The sequence below is a fragment of the Streptomyces sp. NPDC048718 genome, from assembly GCF_043198875.1.
Classification (GTDB): domain Bacteria; phylum Actinomycetota; class Actinomycetes; order Streptomycetales; family Streptomycetaceae; genus Streptomyces.
The window spans coordinates 128,658-144,618 of sequence record NZ_JBICVG010000001.1 but is presented as its reverse complement, the minus strand read 5'-3'; the positions used below and the strand labels follow the sequence as shown (position 1 = coordinate 144,618).

The window sequence follows — 15,961 nt, the reverse complement described above, 5'->3', positions numbered from 1 at the left end:
TCTCCTCATCTTCCTCACGACGTGTTTCGCCATGAGACGGATTTGGCACCTTCCCAAGCCGGGGACCTCGCGCGAACGAGAACCGACTGGAGGGTTGCCGGGGCTTCAACGGGCCGTGTCCCTCTGCCCCTCTGGATGAGCGGTATTCGGTTGTGGAACGCGGTCGGTACCCCGACATGCAGCGGGCCGCCGCGTTGTTCAAGACTGTAACCGAAGCCTTCGCAGCCGGAGAGGCGCGTCCGATCCGCGAGATGGAGATCATGTTGCTGGAAGAAGTGGAACGCTGGCTGGCCCGGCGGTCCTGGTCGGTGGCCGACCGCCCGCTGGAGCGGATCCTCGCGGCCAAGCGGGGCACGAAGGTCAGTGTCGTGCTGCCCGCGCTCAACGAGGAGGCGACGGTCGGCACGATCGTCTCGGTGATCCGCCGCGAGCTGATGACGGAGGCGGTGCCGCTGGTGGACGAACTGGTGGTGATCGACTCCGGTTCCACCGACCGAACGGCGGAGGTGGCCGCGGCGGCCGGCGCCCGGGTGGTGGCGCGCGACGCGATACTGCCGCGCATACCGGCCCTGCCCGGCAAGGGCGAGGTCCTGTGGCGGTCACTGATGGTGACGAGCGGGGACGTGGTCTGCTTCGTCGACGCGGACCTCAGGGACTTCTCGGCGGACTTCGTCTCCGGGATCGTGGGGCCGCTGCTCACCGACCCCGACGTGGCGTTCGTGAAGGCGATGTACGACCGGCCGCTCGGCGACACGCCCGGCCAGGGCGGCCGGGTGACGGAGCTGGTGGCACGCCCGCTGCTGAATCTGCACTGGCCGCGGCTGGCCGGGGTCGTGCAGCCGCTGGGCGGCGAGTACGCGGCCCGCCGCTCGCTGCTCGAACGGCTGCCGTTCCCGGTCGGTTACGGAGTGGAACTGGGCCTGCTGGTGGACGCGTTGCACACGGCCGGCCTGGACGCGCTCGCCCAGGTCGACGTCGGCGTCCGCAAGCACCGCCACCAGGACGGGCGGGCGCTCGGCCGGATGGCGGCGACGATCTACCGGACGGCCCAAGTGCGGCTGTCCCGGGGCCACTTGGTACGGCCGCGGCTCACCCAGTTCGAGCGCGGCGAGAACGGGTTCGCCCCGCGGACCTACGCCGTGGACACGGAGGAGCGGCCGCCGATGATCGAGATCGAGGAGTACGCGCGGCGGCGCGACGTGGCGTGAGGCGGGGCGACGTGGCGTGAGGCGGGGCGACGTGGCGTGAGGCGGGACGCGTGCGCGACGTACGAGCGGCAGACGCACAGCCGGCGGGCGAACGGCGGGCAGGCGGCGCGACCAGGAAGAGGTGACCGGCCGTGACGACGCACCCCTCTTATCCGTACGTTTGAGCGGTTACCGGACGGGCTAGGTTCGCCATATGGCTTCCGTACTCGTGGCTTCGAACCGCGGACCGGTCTCGTACACCGTGCGAGAGGACGGATCACTGGCCGCCCGGCGGGGTGGCGGGGGGCTCGTGTCGGGGCTCGCCGCGCTGTCGTCCGGGCGGTCCGCCGGGCAGACCGAGAACGCCGCCGGGGAGAGCCTGTGGGTGTGCGCGGCGCTCGGTGACGGCGACCGCGAGGCGGTACGGCGCGGGATCGCCGAGCCGGGCGTACGGATGCTCGCCATCGACCCGGACGTGTACGACGACGCGTACAACGGCATCGCGAACTCGGTGCTGTGGTTCCTCCACCACCATCTCTACGACATCCCGCGCGAGCCCGTCTTCGACGCCGCCTTCCGCCGCCGCTGGGCGTCGTACCGCACCTACAACCGGGCCTTCGCGAAGGCCCTGGCCGAGGCGGCGGACCACGGCGCGGCGGTACTCGTCCAGGACTACCATCTGGCGCTGGTCCCGGGGCAGTTGAGGGCACTGCGGCCCGACTTGAGGATCGGGCACTTCACGCACACGCCGTGGGCGGCGCCGGAGTATCTGCGGATGCTGCCGGAGGACGTCCACGAGGAGTTGGTGGAGGGGCTGCTCGGCGCCGACGAGGTCGGCTTCCACACCCGGGCGTGGGCCGCCGCGTTCCTCGGCGACCCGCTCGTGGAGCGCACGATCGGCGAGACCCGGGTACAGGCGCATCCGCTGGGTGTGGACGGCGACGAGCTGCGCACGCTCGCGCACCGCCCGGAGGTCGACGAACGGCTCGCCCGGCTGCGCGAGGAGGCCGGCGTGGACCGGGACGGCGGCCGGAAGACGATCGTCCGGGTCGACCGCACCGAACTCTCCAAGAACATCCCGCGCGGCCTGCTGGCCTACCGCGAACTGCTGACCGCCCACCCCGAATGGCGCGGCCGGGTGGTCCATCTCGCCTCCGCGTACCCCTCCCGCCAGGACCTGGCGGTCTACCGCGCGTACACCACCTCCGTGACCGAACTCGCGGACCGGATCAATGAGGAGTTCGGCACCCCGGACTGGCGGCCGGTCCTGGTCGGCGTCGAGGACGACTTCGTCCGCTCACTCGCCGCCTACCGCCTCGCCGACGTGGCCCTGGTGAACCCGGTGCGCGACGGCATGAACCTGGTCGCCAAGGAGATCCCGGTGGTCTCCGACGCGGGCTGCGCGCTGGTCCTGTCCACGGAGGCGGGCGCCTACGAGGAGCTGCGGGCCGACGCCCTGACCGTCAACCCGTACGACGTGACGGCGACCGCCGAGGCGCTGCACGAGGCCCTCTCGATGCCCGACCCGGAACGCGCCGACCGCACCAAACACCTCGCCGAGGCCGCCACGGCCCACCCGCCACAGCGCTGGTTCCGGGACCAACTGGACGCGCTGCGGGGTTAGTCGCCGGGCTTCTCCAGGGCGGCAGCCAGCGCGTTCAGGAAGTCGACCAGGGCCGCCGGGCCCGCGACGGTGAGGTCCGCGCGGGCGGCCAGGTCGGGGACGGCGGCGGATTCGGCGGCGGAGCAGACGAGGAGGCCGGGGACGCCTTCGGCGTCGCGGAGCCGCTCGACGGCGGCGTACGCGGGGATGTCGCCCAGGTCGTCGCCCGCGTAGAGGACGCAGCCCGCGCCGGTCTCGTGCAGGTACTCGGCGAGCGCGATGCCCTTGTCCATGCCCGGGGGGCGCAGTTCCAGGACCAGCCGGCCCGGTTCGAGGACGAGGCCGTGGGCGGCGGCGAGGTCGGCGAGCGGGCCCTTCAGGGCCTCGAACGCGCCCTCGGGGTCCTCGGCGCGGCGGGTGTGGACGGCGAGCGCGCGGCCCTTCTCCTCGATCCAGGTGCCGGGCCACGCGCCGGTGCGGTCGAGGAAGCCGGGCAGGGCGGCGCGGGCGGTGGCGACGCCCGGGTGCGGGGCGGCGGCCTGGACGGTGCCGGAGACGGCGTCCCAGCGCTCGGCGCCGTAATGGCCGAGGACGACGAGGTGTTCCAGACCGGGGACCCCGGCGAAGCCGCCGTAGCGCACCGCCACGCCCGCGGGCCGGCCGGTGACGACCGCGACGGAGGCGACGTGCGGGGCGAGGGCGGCGAGCGCGGGGACGGCGCCCGGGTGGGCGCGGGCCTGCTCGGGGTCGGGGACGATCTCGGCGAGGGTGCCGTCGAAGTCGAGGGCGACGACGGCCTTCTCGGGCCGGGCGAGGAGCGCGGCGAGTCCGTCGCGGCCGGCGGGGGTGGTCGGATGCGGAAGGCTGCTGACCATGCCCACGACCCTACCGAGCCGCGGCCGTCCCGTCAGCGGCGCGGGCGGGTCGGACGGCCCGGACGGCTCGGGCGGGTCGTGACCGGCGGGCAGGCGGCGTAGGGCCGGATGCCACCCGGATGTCACGCGGAGGGGGCCCGGGTCCGGGCACGGATGGCGGGTCCGGACGCGGGAAGCGTCACCTACGGGCTTGCTTGGCCGCGCGGACCCGGCGCAGCCGGTTGACGGTGACCGGGTCGTGGGCGAGGGCGCGCGGGTCGTCGAGGAGGGCGTTGAGCAGCTGGTAGTAGCGGGTGGCGGAGAGGCCGAGCTGTTCGCGTACGGCTCGTTCCTTGGCGCCGGGGCCCGGCCAGGAGCGCCGTTCCAGGGCGAGGACGGCCCGCTCGCGCTCGCCCAGCTCGCCCGGCCCGCCGAATTCGGTGGTCATACAGACCAATTTATTGCGCGTTCGCGAACCGTCCGACCCGCCCGTCACCGCCGTGGCCCATTGATCCATCCCACGGGGCGCTGCTACGCATGGGGTTCCGCAGCAGTTCGCAGTGGTTCGCAGCAGGCCAGGACCTTGAGGAGACACCCCGCATGTCCCGTACCCCCGCCGCACGCACGTCCGCCGAGATAGCCACCCAGCCCGCCTCCTGGCGCCGCGCCGCCGAGGCGGCGGCCGGCTTCGAGGGGCTGCCCCAGCCCGGTGAGCGGGTCGCCGTCACCGGCTGCGGCACCTCCTGGTTCATGGCGCTGGCCTACGCCGCGCTGCGCGAGGCCGCCGGCCAGGGCGAGACGGACGCCTTCGCCTCCTCCGAGTTCCCGGCCGCCCGCACGTACGACCGGGTGGTGGCGATCACCCGCTCCGGCACCACCACCGAGGTGCTCGACCTGCTCGACCGGCTGCGCGGCCGGGTGCCGACGACGGTGCTCACCGCCGACCCGAAGACCCCGGTCATGGCCTCGGCCGACGCGGTCGCGGTGCTGGACTGGGCGGACGAGGAGTCGGTGGTGCAGACCCGGTTCGCCACCACGGCGCTCGCCTTCCTGCGCGCCGGGCTCGGCCCGGTCGCCGGTCTGAAGCCGGTCGAGGAGGCCGCCGTCGACGCCGAGCTGGCGCTCACCGAGCCGCTTCCGGAGGCGGCCCTCGCCGCCGAGCAGTGGACGTTCCTGGGGCGCGGCTGGACGTACGGGCTCGCGCTCGAAGCCGCGCTGAAGATGCGCGAGGCGGCCGGGGCGTGGACCGAGGCGTACCCGGCGATGGAGTACCGGCACGGCCCCATCGCCATCACCGGCCCCGGCCGGGTGACCTGGGTCTTCGGCGAGCTGCCGGAGGGGCTGGCCGGCGATGTCGCCCGGGTCGGCGGCACCCTGGTCTCCCGGCCCGGTACCGATCCGCTGGCCGACCTGGTGCGGGCCCAGCGGCTCGCGGTCGCGCTCGCCGAGGCCCGCGGCCTGGACCCGGACCGGCCCCGGAACCTGACGCGGAGCGTGATCCTCACCCCGTGACGGGTGGGGTGGCCACGGTGGTGGCGGCTGTGACACCGGGGCGGTGAGGCGCGCGGAGCGTGCGGGTAGCGCGCGGTGGTGGGGCCGGGTGGGGCGTGACGCGATCGCCGTATCGCCCACGTACCCGACCCCACCACCTGTCCAGCGCCCGCCCGCCGAGGGCCCCGCCACCAGCCCTTCCCCAGCTCCGCCACGCGGAATCGAATTTGTATACGTCCGTAACAATCCTCCGAAGTGGACTAGACCTTTCTGGTCATCGCGGCGAGACTGTTCTCCGTGAAACACGTCATCGCCCTCGATGTGGGCGGCACCGGGATGAAGGCCGCCCTCGTCGGGGCGGACGGCACACTGCTCCACGAGGCGCGCCGCGCCACCGCGCGCGAGCGCGGGCCCGAGGCCGTCATCGAGACGATCCTCGGTTTCGCCGCCGATCTGCGGGCGCTCGGCAGCGAGCGGTACGGCGAGCCCGCCTCGGCCGCCGGAGTCGCCGTCCCCGGCATCGTCGACGCCGCGGACGGCATCGCCGTCTACGCCGCCAACCTCGGCTGGCGTGACGTCCCGTTGCGCGCCCTGCTCAGCGAGCGCCTCGACGGCATCCCGGTCGCCCTCGGCCACGACGTGCGCACCGGCGGCCTCGCCGAGGGCCGGATCGGCGCCGGCCACGGTGCCGATCGCTTCCTCTTCGTCCCGCTCGGCACCGGCATCGCGGGCGCCATCGGCATCGGCGGCGTGATCGAGGCGGGCGCCCACGGCTACGCCGGCGAGATCGGCCATATCGTCGTCCGCCCCGGCGGTACGGAGTGCGGCTGCGGCCAGCACGGCTGCCTGGAGCGGTACGCCTCCGCCTCCGCCGTCTCGCTCGCCTGGGCCCGGGTCTCGGGCGACCCGGACGCCGACGCCGCCGACTGCGCCAAGGCCGTCGAGTCCGGCGACCCCGCCGCCGTACGGATCTGGCAGGACGCCGTCGACGCGCTCGCCGACGGCCTGGTCACCGCCCTCACCCTGCTGGACCCGCGCACGCTCATCATCGGTGGCGGTCTGGCGGAGGCCGGGGAAACGTTGTTCACGCCCCTCAGGGCCGCGGTCGAGCGGCGCGTCACCTTCCAGAAGCTGCCCGCCATCGTCCCGGCGGCCCTCGGGGACACCGCCGGGTGCCTGGGCGCGGGCCTGCTCGCCTGGGACCTGCTCGCCGAGGGCCCGGCCGACCACGGACCGACCGCCTCACCCGTCCCGACCGCCTCACCCGTCCCGACCGTCCCACCCGTCCCGACCACCTCGCCCGTCCCCCCGCAGCCCGTCGACCCGGAGGTATCCGCCTGATGGCCGTTTCCACAGTTCTCGCCGGGGCCCGCGTGGTGCTGCCGACCGGGATCGTCGAGAACGGGCGTGTGATCGTCGAGAACGGCCGCATCGCGGGCAGCGCCCCCGAGGGCACGCCGGCGCCCACGCTCGACCTGTCCGGCCACTGGCTCGTGCCCGGCTTCGTCGACATGCACAACCACGGCGGCGGCGGCGCCTCCTTCACCTCCGGCACCACCGACGAGATCCTCACCGGCGTCCACACCCACCGGCTGCACGGCACGACCACCGTCGTCGCCTCCTTCGTCACCGGCGACATGGACTTCCTCGGCCGGCGCGCGGGCCTGCTCTCCGAACTCGCCGAGCAGGGCGAGATCGCCGGCATCCACTTCGAGGGCCCGTTCATCTCCCCGTGCCGCAAGGGCGCCCACGACGAGACCCTGCTGCGCGACCCCGACCCTGCCGAGGTGCGCAAGCTGATCGAGGCGGCGCGCGGCCAGGCCCGGATGGTCACCCTCGCCACCGAACTGCCCGGCGGCATCGACTCCGTACGGCTGCTCGCCGAGCACGGCGTGATCGCCGCGATCGGCCACACCGACGCCACGTACGAGCAGACCACGGCCGCCATCGACGCGGGCGCCACCGTCGCCACCCACCTCTACAACGCGATGCCCGGCCTCGGCCACCGCGCGCCCGGCCCGATCGCCGCGCTCCTGGAGGACGAGCGGGTGACCGTAGAGCTCATCAACGACGGCACCCATCTGCACCCGGCCGCACTGGAGTTGGCGTTCCACCACGCCGGTCCGGAGCGGGTCGCCTTCATCACCGACGCCATGGACGCGGCCGGTTTCGGCGACGGCCGCTACATGCTCGGCACGCTGGAGGTCGAGGTGAAGGACAGCGTGGCGCGGCTCGTCGAGGGCGGTTCGATCGCGGGCTCGACGCTGACGCTGGACCGGGCGTTCAAGCGGGCCGCGACCATCGACAGGCTGCCGGTCGAGTCGATCGTCCAGGCCATCTCCGCCAACCCGGCCAAGCTGCTCGGCATCGACGACCGGGTGGGCTCCCTGGAGCCGGGCAAGGACGCGGACATCGTCGTGCTCGACGCGGACTTCGAGCTCAAGGGCGTGATGCGCAAGGGCGCGTGGCTGGTCGAGCCCCGACTCGGCTGACCCCCGCCCTGCCGGTTCCGTACGGACCCCGCCCCCTCCCCGGGCCCCGGGACACCGCTCCCCCAGCCCCCACACCCCGGACCCGTACGGGAACCTACCTACCCCTCGTACGGGTCCGGCCCCACCCTCAGGTGCCCTCGGGGGTCCTCGGAGGCCCTCGGCTCACCGGATCCGGCGGGTGGGGCCACCCGGCCCCGCCCACCGGTCCGACCGGCCCCATCTACGCCGTTTTCGCCCGGACTTGACCCCTCTCGTCCCGCGGCGGACGGACGGGGGTCTGGGCCGACAGCCGTCTCTTTGGCATGATCGGGGCAGCCATAAGCCGGGGGCGGACGACGACGGGGGTGGCCCAGGTGATCCTCACGGTCACCCTCAACACCGCGCTGGACCTCACCTACCGCGTCCCCGCGCTCGTACCGCACGCCTCGCACCGCGTCGAGACGGTCCTCGAACGCCCCGGCGGCAAGGGCCTCAACGTCGCCCGCGTCCTCGGCGCCCTCGGCCATGACACCGTCGTCACCGGCTTCGCCGGCGGCCCCACCGGCGCGCTGCTGCGCGAGCTGCTCGCCACGAGCACGGACGGGTCGCCCGGCACGGTCCACGACGCACTCGTCCCGACCGCCGGCGCCACCCGCCGTACGGTCGCCGTCGTCGACGCCACGAGCGGCGACACCACCCAGCTGAACGAGCCGGGCCCCACGATCGCCCCGGCCGAATGGGCCGCGTTCACCGCCCGATTCACCGAACTGCTCGACGGGGCCCGGGCCGTGGCGCTGTGCGGCAGCCTGCCGCCGGGCATCCACGTCGGCGCGTACGCGGACCTCGTCCGACTGTCCCGCGCCGCCGGCGTCCCCGTACTCCTCGACACCAGCGGCGAACCGCTGCGGCGCGGCATCGCCGCCCGCCCCGACGTCGTCAAGCCCAACACCGAGGAACTGGCCGGGATCACCGGCACCCGCGACCCGCTCCGCGCCACCCTCGACGCCCGCCGCCGGGGCGCCCACGCGGTCGTCACCTCCCTCGGCCCCGAGGGCCTGCTCGCCGCGACCCCGGACGGCGTCTGGCAGGCCGCTCCGCCGTCTCCCGCACGGGGAAACCCCAGCGGCGCGGGCGACTCGGCGGTCGCCGCCCTCCTCGCGGGCCTGGTCGACGGCGCCGACTGGCCCACCCGCCTGTCCCACGCCGCCGCGCTCTCGGCGGCGACGGTACTCGCCCCGGTGGCGGGCGAGTTCGACGCGGACGCCTACGCGTCCCTGCTCCCCCGCATCACCGTCCACGAGCCCAAGCCGACCCCGTAGCCGCCCTTCCCCACCAAAACGCGGGCTTCCCACCACCCACCCCACGCCACGCCACGCCAAGCCGCCACCGCATTCCCAAGGACCTCACATGCCCCTTGTCCGCACCGGCGACCTCGTCACCGAAGCCCGCTCCGCCGCCCGCGGCCTCGCCGCCTTCAACGTCATCACCCTGGAGCACGCCGAGGCCATCGCCGCCGGCGCCGAGCAGGCCGGCGCCCCCGCGATCCTCCAAGTCTCCGAGAACGCCGTGAAGTTCCACGGCGGCCGGCTCTCCGCGATCGCCGCCGCGGCCACCGCCGTCGCCCGCGCCTCTGCCGCCCCGCTCGCGCTCCACCTCGACCATGTCGAGTCCGTGGACCTGCTCCACCAGGCGCACGCGGAGGGCTTCGGCAGCGTCATGTTCGACGCCTCACGGCTCGACTACGGCGACAACGTCAAGGCCACGGCGGAGGCGGTCCGTTGGGGGCGTGAGCGCGGCATCTGGATCGAGGCCGAGCTGGGCCGGGTCGGCGGCAAGGCGGGCGAGCCGCCGACGGACGCGCACGCACCCGGGGTGCGCACCGACCCGGCGGAGGCCGCCGCGTACGTCGCCGACACGGGGGTGGACGCGCTCGCCGTCGCCGTCGGCTCCTCCCACGCCATGACGGAACGCACCGCCACCCTCGACCACGACCTGATCCGCGCGCTGCGCGACGCCGTACCGGTGCCGCTGGTGCTGCACGGCTCGTCCGGGGTGCCGGACGACCAGATCCGGGCGGCGGTGGCGGCCGGCATGGTCAAGATCAATGTGGGTACGGCGCTGAACACCGCGTTCACCGGGGCCGTCCGCGCGCATTTGGCCGCTCATCCGAAGGGCGTCGACCCGCGCGCGTATCTGCGCCCGGCACGCGAGGCGATGGCCAAGACGGTGGCGTCGTTCCTGCGCCTGCTTTAGCAGGAGACGGCCCCGGCCCGGGCGAACAGGGCCGGGGCCAGGGCCGGTTGATCAGGGACGGGAGATCAAGCCGGCCGATCGGGGCCAGGCGGCCGGGCTCAGGCGATCCGCCCCAAGGTCACGCACTGGTCGGCGACCCAGCCCTTCTTGCCGTTGTAGAGCAGCGGCGTCCAGGTGTTGTAAGTCCCGCCACCGGTACTGCACTTGTAGGAGTCGCCGGTCTTCTGGCCACGACACTGGGGGTCGTGGCAAGCCACGGAGTCGGGCGTCCCCTTCCCCAGAGCGTGCACCCGGACGATGACCCGCGCGGTCGTCGAGGCCGAGGCGCGCAGGTTCCAGTCGGTGCTCCCGTAGGCACCGGCGACGTCCGCTTGGGCGGTGGGCACCACCGCCGTGAACAGGCTCGCCGTCAGCACCCCGACGGCGGCGATCCTTCCGAAGGTACTCATGCTTCGAGGCTGCCCGCCACGCCGGACCTGCCGACGCGACGTCAGCCGGAGAAGCCCCATTTCACCGGAAGGCGTGAAGGAGCGACCAGATGACCGAGCGACAGGCCGGCGACCGGCTGGCCGGTGGTCGGTGGTCGGCGGTCGGCGGTCGGCGGTCGGCGGCCGGTGACCTGTCGCTCCGTCGCTACGGCTGCGGCACCGTGACTTCGAGCCAGTCGAGCAGCACATCGCACTGGTTGCCGTCCTCGCACGAGATCTTGATCTCGTTCTCGCCCTTCTGGAGGGTGACCGGCGCCCAGGTGGTCTGCCAGTTCTTCTCCAGGTTCGGGTCCGAGGACTTGACGAAGTTCTTCAGGCCTATCGGCGAGGAGTTCGCCTTGCCGTTGACCGTCAGAGTGGCGTTCGCGTCGACGGCCGGGATCGTGTAGCGGACGGTCAGGTGGTACTGGCCGCCCTTCGGCATGTTCGCCTTCCAGGTCACCGAGGCGCCGGGCTGGTTGAAGCCGGCCACGTACGCGCCGCCGTCGCCCTGGGCACCCTGGACGTCCTTGGCGAGGACCGCGCTGCCGGCCAGCTTCAGGGTGGCCGCGTCCTGCTTGGGGAGTTCGGTCTCGGCCGTGGTGTCGGTGCTGGGAACGCTCGTCGGGGCCTCGGTGGCCTCAGTGGGGGCGCTGGTCGGGGCGGTGGTGGTGTCCCCGCCGCCCGCCGTGTCGTTCTCATTGCCCCGGTTGGAGATGACGGCGGCGGCGATGCCGAGCACGACGACCGCGACCACGGCCACCGCGCCGATGAGCAGACCACGGGTGTTGGGGCCGCGCCCCGAACCGCCGCCGTCGTACCCGCCGGGCTGGTGCTGCTGCGGGATGCCGGGGCGCTGCCCGCCGGGGCCGCCGGCGTACGTCTCGGGAGCCGCGTACTGCGGATGCGGCTGGCCGTACCCCTGCCCCTGCGGCTGTCCCTGCTGCTGCGGCATGGGCGGCTGCTGCGCGTGGGCGCCGTACTGGCGCTCGCCGACCGTGCGGACCTGGTTGTACGAGGTGCGCGGGACGCCTGGCTGCGACATCGGACCCGGGTAGCCGTAACCGCCGCCCTGGGGCGGCTGCGCCCCGGCGGCCTGTCCGTCCGCGTACAGATAGCCGAACGGATCGTCGTCCTCGGGCGTCTTCGCGCCGTCGTTGCCGGCAGCCATCCGGTCTCACTCCCTTTGCCTGCTCCGTCGGCCGTCGCCGACCGGCCGAGCCTACCTCGAACGGCCTTGCGCCGGTTTGAGGCCATGGGGGCAGGGTGTGAACGATCGGCTAACCCGCTCGGCGGTGCACCTTCGCCCGCGACCGCTTCTCGATGTACATCCGCTGGTCCGCGCTGTTCAGGACTTCCTCGACGGTCATCCCGCACTCGGCCCAGCCGATGCCGAAACTGGCCCCGACCCGCACGGCCCGCCCGTCCACCCGGATCGGCGGGATGATCGCGTTGCGCAGCCGTACGGCGAGATCGGCGGCGTCGGCCGCGCCGAGGCCGTCGGCGAGGACGACGAACTCGTCGCCGCCGAGCCGGGCGACGGTGTCCCCGTCGCGGACGCCGGTGGTGAGGCGGCGGGCGACCTCGATGAGCACGGCGTCACCGGTGTGGTGACCGAAGCGGTCGTTGATCGACTTGAAGCCGTCGAGGTCGCAGAAGAGGACGGCCAGGCCCTTGGTGCCGTCGTCGACCTCGCCGCCGGAGGGGGCGACGAGATGGACGTGGTGGTCGTACGCGCCGGCGGCGGCGCCCGCCGGCGAGAACCCGAAGCCGTGCTCGTGGTCGTAGTCGTATCCATCCACCGCGTACTCCACCGCGTACTCCGACGGGTGCTCGGGCGGGTACGCGGAGACGGATGCGGCCCCGTATTCGGATCCGTACGGCGACGGGGACGGGGACGGGGACGGGGACTGCTGGTGCGGCTGAGACTGCGGCTGCTGGTACCCGGACGACTGCGCCGGTATGTGTCCCGGAGCGCCGGCACCGGTACCGGCAGCGGGGCGGGAGCAGATCCGGGCCGAGAGCCGGGAGCGGAGTTCGGCGCTGTTGGGGAGGCCGGTGAGGGCGTCGTGCGAGGCGCGGTGGGCGAGCTGGAGCTCGTGGCGCTTGCGCTCCTCGATGTCCTCGACATGGGTGAGGAGGAAGCGGGGGCCGTCGGCGGTGTCGGCGACGACGGAGTTGCGCAGGCTGACCCAGACGTACGTGCCGTCGCGGCGGCCGAGGCGCAGTTCGGCCCGGCCGCCCTCGGCGGAGGTGCGCAGCAGGGTGCCGATGTCCTCGGGGTGGACGAGGTCGGCGAAGGAGTAGCGGCGCATGACGGAGGCGGGGCGGCCGAGCAGCCGGCACAGGGCGTCGTTGGTACGCAGCAGGCGGCCGTGCTGGTCGCCGCCCATCTCGGCGATGGCCATGCCGGAGGGCGCGTACTCGAAGGCCTGCCGGAAGGATTCCTCGCTGGCGCGCAGCGCCTGCTGCTCACGCTCAAGCCGGACCAGGGCACGCTGCATGTTGGACCGGAGCCGGGCGTTGCTGATCGCAATGGCGGCCTGCGAGGCGTACATCTGGAGGGCCTCCCGGCCCCAGGGGCCGGGGTGGCGTCCGTTGCGCGGGCGGTCGACGGAGATGACGCCGAGGAGTTCACGGGAGGAGCCGGAGGCGTACATGGGGGCGTAGAGCCGGTCGTGCGAGTGCCACTCGTCCTCGAAGCGCGGGGCGGGGCCCTCGGTGTGCCACTGCGGGACGTCGTCCTCGATCAGCACCCAGCCCTCGGTGTGCGGGATGAACCGCAGGTCGCCCCAGGACTCGCCCATGGAGAGCCGGCGCTCCCAGGAGGCGCGGGAGCCGACCCGGCCGGTGATCAGCGCCTCGGCGGCGGGGCTGCCGGCGAAGGCGGCGACGACCAGGTCTCCGTCGGGCCGGACGAGATTGACGGCGGCCAGCTCATAGTTGAGGCCGGTGACGATGCCGTCGGCGACGGCCTGCAGAGTGTCCGCAAGGCTGCGGGCGGTGTTGAGGTCCGTCACGACCCGGTGAAGCTGCCGCAGGGTCGCAAGACGGACGTACGGCTCCGACTCGGTCTCCATCGCTCGCTCTCCCCGAGACCTCGACAGCTGACTCCAGGATTCTCATCGGTTACGGCTACGGCTTTGGCTACGTAATGCACTGTCCCCGCCACTGAATCACAGCGCGCTGCGCACTCGGTACACAGGGTCAACAATTACCCGTCTCTGTGACTCAAGTCACAACAACCCCGGAATGGCATATTCCGTCCGGGGTCCTAGGACCCACGAGGGAATCGCCGCTGGTCCCCGGGCCCGATGCGGCGCGGGAGGGAAGCGGACTAGCGTGCGAGGGTGCTCCAGAAGACCCCCCTGACCTCCCCCGTACCGCCCGCCGTCCACGACCTCGCGATCCCCTCGGCCGCCGCGTTCCCCGGACTCCCCGCGTCCCCGGCGTCCCCCGGGACCCCGCCGGGCCCCGCGCTCGCGGCGGCCGGCCCCGGGGCTGCCGCGATCCCTCATGCTGAGGGGGTGAGCGACGACGAGTTCCGCGCGGCCATGTCCCGTCTGGCGGCGGGCGTGGTGCTGGTGACGGCGCACGACCCGGAGGACGGTCCGCGCGGCGAGGACATCGGCATGACGGCCACCGCCTTCCTCTCCGTCTCACTGGACCCGCCCCTGGTCCTGGTCAGCCTGCGCAATGACTCCCGGATGGACGACGTGCTGGCGGAGGTGCCGGTCTGGGCCGTGTCGCTGCTCGCCGAGAACCAGCGGCAGATCGCGGGCCGCTTCGCGATGCGCAACCGGGTCAGCGACCGGCTGCTCTTCGCCGACCTCCCGTACCGGCGCGGCGAACACAGCGACGCGCCCCTGATCGGCGGCGCGCTCGCCACCCTCGAATGCCGTACGGAGAGCAGGGTGGTGGCGGGGGACCACACCCTGGTGATCGGCCGCGTCCTCGCGACGGAGCTGCCGCGGGCGGAGGGCGGCCCGCTGACGTACTTCCGGGGGAACTACCGCACGCTGGGCTGAGCGGGGCGGCTCGGCTGTCCGGGCCCGCGCCCTCGCGAATGACGGCGGCTCGGCTCGCCCCGTACGGGATCGACTCGTACGGGATCGACTCGTACGGGATCGCCCCGTACGGGTTCCGCACCGCCCCGTACGGCCCGCCACGCCCCGACCCCTACGGGGGGCGGCGAAGCCCGGCCCTACGCGCGCGGGGAAACCGCAGGACGACCCGCGAGACTCCATACCGTCTGCGGCAACCGTCAGTGCCAGTCGTCAGTGCCAGTCGCGGCCCTGCCGGCCGCGCTTGGTGTCCGCGCGCTGTTTCTTCTCCCGCAGCCGTCGTTCGTTGATCCCTCGGGGGATCTTCGTCGGGCGGCGCGGCTTCGGCGGCGGTGCGCTCGCCTCGGCGAGCAGGGCGGCCAGACGTACGGCCGCGGTCTCGCGGTTGCGCCACTGGGAGCGGTGCTCCGAGGCGCGGACGACCAGGACGCCGCCCACCAGACGGCCCGCGAGCCGTTCGAGGGCGCGTGCCTTCCACACCTCGGGCAGGGCCTCGGTGGCCGCCAGGTCGAAGCGCAGCTCCACCTGGGAGTCGCTGGTGTTGACGTGCTGGCCGCCCGGCCCGGACGACCGCGAGAAACGCCAGATCAGCTCGGCCTCGGGAAGCGAGACGGAGCCGCGGATCGGATAGGGACCGGACATGTGTCCATGTTCCCCGCCCGCGCGACCGCACGTCACGCTCTTTTCCTCCGGGACTCCGGCGGAAGGCCGCCCGCACGGGAGGCGAGCACGGAAGCGGGTACTGGAATCAGCCATTCCGGAAACAGTGCCGGGTGCTGGAACCGACAGGCACCATCGCGCGTTATCGCTTTCGACGACCCGTCAGCACCTGGTGCCGCACCCCGTGCCGCACCCCGTGCCGCACTTCGTACCGCAGAAAGGGACTTCCCATGGCTGTAAGCCTGTCCAAGGGCGGCAACGTCTCCCTGACCAAGGAGGCCCCCGGCCTCGCCGCCGTCACCGTGGGCCTGGGCTGGGACGTCCGTACGACCACGGGCACGGAATTCGACCTCGACGCGTCCGCCATCGGCGTCGACGCCATGGGCAAGGTCGTCTCCGACGGTCACTTCGTCTTCTTCAACAACAAGTCGACGCCGGACCAGACCATCGTCCACACCGGTGACAACCGCACCGGCGAGGGCAGCGGCGACGACGAGCAGATCAGCGTCAACCTGGCGGGCCTCGCCCCCGGCGTCGACAAGATCGTCTTCCCGGTCTCCATCTACGACGCGGTCACCCGCTCGCAGAACTTCGGCCAGGTCCGCAACGCGTACATCCGCATCGTGAACCAGGCCGGCGGCGAGGAGCTCGCCCGCTACGACCTGTCGGAGGACGCCGCCGTCGAGACCGCCATGGTCTTCGGCGAGCTGTACCGCAACGGCGCCGAGTGGAAGTTCCGCGCCGTCGGCCAGGGCTACGCCTCCGGCCTGGAGGGCATCGCCCGCGACTTCGGCGTCAACCTCTGATCCAACGGCTGCCCGTCCGGCATCCGCACGCGGCCCGTCACCCTCACGAGGGGGTGGCGGGCCGCGTGGCGTCGGCGGTCATGTCCCGGCATATGCCAGGGCACG

15 protein-coding genes and 1 riboswitch are annotated in these 15,961 nt (G+C 73.3%); of the genes, 9 read left to right on the top strand and 6 right to left on the bottom strand.

Going from position 1 to position 15,961, the window contains the following annotated elements:
- Nucleotides 1-2: 2 nt before the first annotated feature.
- Nucleotides 3-142: riboswitch (SAM riboswitch) on the bottom strand.
- Nucleotides 143-263: 121 nt separating this feature from the next.
- Both ACGFRB_RS00700 and ACGFRB_RS00695 read left to right on the top strand, forming a co-directional pair.
- On the top strand, nt 264-1,208 hold the full coding sequence (locus ACGFRB_RS00700; RefSeq protein WP_393238170.1) for a glucosyl-3-phosphoglycerate synthase: 945 nt from the start codon (nt 264-266) through the stop codon (nt 1,206-1,208).
- Between the two features lie 193 nt (nt 1,209-1,401).
- Nucleotides 1,402-2,811, top strand: coding sequence for a trehalose-6-phosphate synthase (locus ACGFRB_RS00695; RefSeq protein ID WP_393237186.1), 1,410 nt, complete (start codon nt 1,402-1,404; stop codon nt 2,809-2,811).
- On the opposite strand, the gene otsB is transcribed toward ACGFRB_RS00695, so the two are convergent.
- Nucleotides 2,808-3,665, bottom strand: a complete 858-nt coding sequence (gene otsB, locus ACGFRB_RS00690) for a trehalose-phosphatase (RefSeq protein ID WP_393237183.1) — start codon at nt 3,663-3,665, stop codon at nt 2,808-2,810. The two genes, ACGFRB_RS00695 and otsB, sit on opposite strands and share 4 nt — an antisense overlap.
- A gap of 178 nt (nt 3,666-3,843) precedes the next feature.
- Complete coding sequence (locus tag ACGFRB_RS00685) at nt 3,844-4,092, bottom strand: DUF3263 domain-containing protein (RefSeq protein WP_363002046.1); 249 nt, start codon at nt 4,090-4,092, stop codon at nt 3,844-3,846.
- 152 nt (nt 4,093-4,244) lie between these two features.
- Between ACGFRB_RS00685 and ACGFRB_RS00680 the strand changes: the two genes are divergently transcribed.
- From ACGFRB_RS00680 to ACGFRB_RS00660, 5 genes are all read left to right on the top strand, one after another.
- Nucleotides 4,245-5,156: an SIS domain-containing protein gene (locus ACGFRB_RS00680; protein WP_393237179.1), complete on the top strand. Its 912-nt coding sequence runs from the start codon at nt 4,245-4,247 to the stop codon at nt 5,154-5,156.
- A gap of 276 nt (nt 5,157-5,432) precedes the next feature.
- Nucleotides 5,433-6,476 (top strand): ROK family protein, encoded by a 1,044-nt coding sequence (locus ACGFRB_RS00675; protein WP_393237176.1) that lies wholly within the window; start codon nt 5,433-5,435, stop codon nt 6,474-6,476.
- The gene (nagA, locus tag ACGFRB_RS00670) at nt 6,476-7,627 is read left to right on the top strand and encodes an N-acetylglucosamine-6-phosphate deacetylase (RefSeq protein WP_393237173.1); all 1,152 of its coding nucleotides are present in this window, start codon (nt 6,476-6,478) and stop codon (nt 7,625-7,627) included. Before ACGFRB_RS00675 ends, nagA begins: the two co-directional genes overlap by 1 nt.
- Nucleotides 7,628-7,980: 353 nt before the next feature.
- On the top strand, nt 7,981-8,925 hold the full coding sequence (locus ACGFRB_RS00665; RefSeq protein WP_393238167.1) for a 1-phosphofructokinase family hexose kinase: 945 nt from the start codon (nt 7,981-7,983) through the stop codon (nt 8,923-8,925).
- Nucleotides 8,926-9,013: 88 nt separating this feature from the next.
- Nucleotides 9,014-9,859 carry a ketose-bisphosphate aldolase gene (locus ACGFRB_RS00660; protein WP_393237170.1) on the top strand — a complete coding sequence of 282 codons (846 nt, stop codon included), beginning with the start codon at nt 9,014-9,016 and terminating at the stop codon, nt 9,857-9,859.
- Nucleotides 9,860-9,957: 98 nt separating this feature from the next.
- On the opposite strand, the gene ACGFRB_RS00655 is transcribed toward ACGFRB_RS00660, so the two are convergent.
- The 3 genes from ACGFRB_RS00655 to cdgB form a co-directional block, all read right to left on the bottom strand.
- Entirely contained in the window at nt 9,958-10,308 is a 351-nt protein-coding gene (locus tag ACGFRB_RS00655) for a hypothetical protein (RefSeq protein WP_393237168.1), read from the bottom strand.
- 184 nt (nt 10,309-10,492) lie between these two features.
- Nucleotides 10,493-11,497 carry a CBM35 domain-containing protein gene (locus tag ACGFRB_RS00650; protein ID WP_393237165.1) on the bottom strand — a complete coding sequence of 335 codons (1,005 nt, stop codon included), beginning with the start codon at nt 11,495-11,497 and terminating at the stop codon, nt 10,493-10,495.
- A 109-nt stretch (nt 11,498-11,606) separates the two neighbouring features.
- Nucleotides 11,607-13,406 (bottom strand): diguanylate cyclase CdgB, encoded by a 1,800-nt coding sequence (gene cdgB / locus ACGFRB_RS00645; protein ID WP_393237162.1) that lies wholly within the window; start codon nt 13,404-13,406, stop codon nt 11,607-11,609.
- A 429-nt stretch (nt 13,407-13,835) separates the two neighbouring features.
- Here cdgB and ACGFRB_RS00640 point away from each other — a divergent pair, with 429 nt between their 5' ends.
- Nucleotides 13,836-14,354: a flavin reductase family protein gene (locus tag ACGFRB_RS00640; protein ID WP_393238164.1), complete on the top strand. Its 519-nt coding sequence runs from the start codon at nt 13,836-13,838 to the stop codon at nt 14,352-14,354.
- A 249-nt stretch (nt 14,355-14,603) separates the two neighbouring features.
- On the opposite strand, the gene arfB is transcribed toward ACGFRB_RS00640, so the two are convergent.
- Nucleotides 14,604-15,032, bottom strand: coding sequence for an alternative ribosome rescue aminoacyl-tRNA hydrolase ArfB (arfB, locus tag ACGFRB_RS00635; RefSeq protein WP_361232018.1), 429 nt, complete (start codon nt 15,030-15,032; stop codon nt 14,604-14,606).
- 248 nt (nt 15,033-15,280) lie between these two features.
- Here arfB and ACGFRB_RS00630 point away from each other — a divergent pair, with 248 nt between their 5' ends.
- Nucleotides 15,281-15,856, top strand: coding sequence for a TerD family protein (locus ACGFRB_RS00630; RefSeq protein ID WP_393237159.1), 576 nt, complete (start codon nt 15,281-15,283; stop codon nt 15,854-15,856).
- Nucleotides 15,857-15,961 lie beyond the last annotated feature (105 nt).